1 protein-coding gene is annotated in these 837 nt (G+C 67.3%); it reads left to right on the top strand.

Annotated elements, in window-relative coordinates:
• Positions 1–173: 173 nt before the first annotated feature.
• The coding region (locus tag NA8_RS32255) for a DUF4226 domain-containing protein (protein WP_245664091.1) at positions 174–837 on the top strand (664 nt) is incomplete at its 3' end.

Here is an 837-nt window from a genome sequence, read left to right as displayed (position 1 = left end):
CTGGTCAGTCGGGTGGTGTTGCGGCTCAGCCGGTTCCGGGTGAGGGTGTGCCGGGTGGTGTGGTGGCTCCGCGGGTGGAGCAGGCGCCGGGTGCGGGGCCGGGTAGGGGTGGGGAGGAGGAGCCGGAGCCGGAGCCGTTGGTGGATCCGGAGGTGGTGGCGGGTGTGCTGCCGATGGCGGGGATGATGGCGATGGGGATGTTGCCGATGATCGCTTCGGCGTTGGCGGGGTTGGGAAGTGGCGGCGGTGGCGGTGGTGGGGGTTCGGCGCCGGTGGCGGCGGGTGGGGCCGATGGTTCGGGTGCGGCGGGGATGTCGCCGGAGGCGGCGCGGGCGTTGGATGTGTTGAAGCAGTTGGAAGGGGTGTATGGGGAGGGAGACCCGGCCGATCCGCAGGTGCGGCAGGTGCCGCGGCCGTCGGGTGGTTCGTCGGGATCTTCTGGTAGTGGTGCGACGACGCGGGCGATCCGGGCCAAGCAGTTGTTTCAGCGCAACGCGGCCAAGGCGTTCAACAATGTGGATAACCAGTTGGTGTCGTATATCGGGAGTTTGAAGGGGTCGAACAAGGTCGACAAGAAAGCGATCGTCAAGCTGGTGCGTGAGGTGAACGTGGCGTTGGCCGAGCTGGGCCCGCAGGCGTACACGAAGGCCGGGCAGCAGAAGGTGCATCAGATCCTGACCGCGGCGTTGCAGAAAGCGCAGGCGATCGTCTCGGGTGGGAACGCCACCTCCAGTGACACCGCTGCCGCGATCAACCGGTTGACCAAGCAGTACCTGTACAACATCGCGGGCAGGAACTACAAACCACCCACCGGATCCACCGGACCCACCGGCAGCG

This window comes from Nocardia arthritidis NBRC 100137, from assembly GCF_001612765.1.
Classification (GTDB): domain Bacteria; phylum Actinomycetota; class Actinomycetes; order Mycobacteriales; family Mycobacteriaceae; genus Nocardia; species Nocardia arthritidis.
The sequence above is the reverse complement of the archived record's forward strand: the minus strand, read 5'-3'. Positions and strand labels throughout refer to the sequence as shown.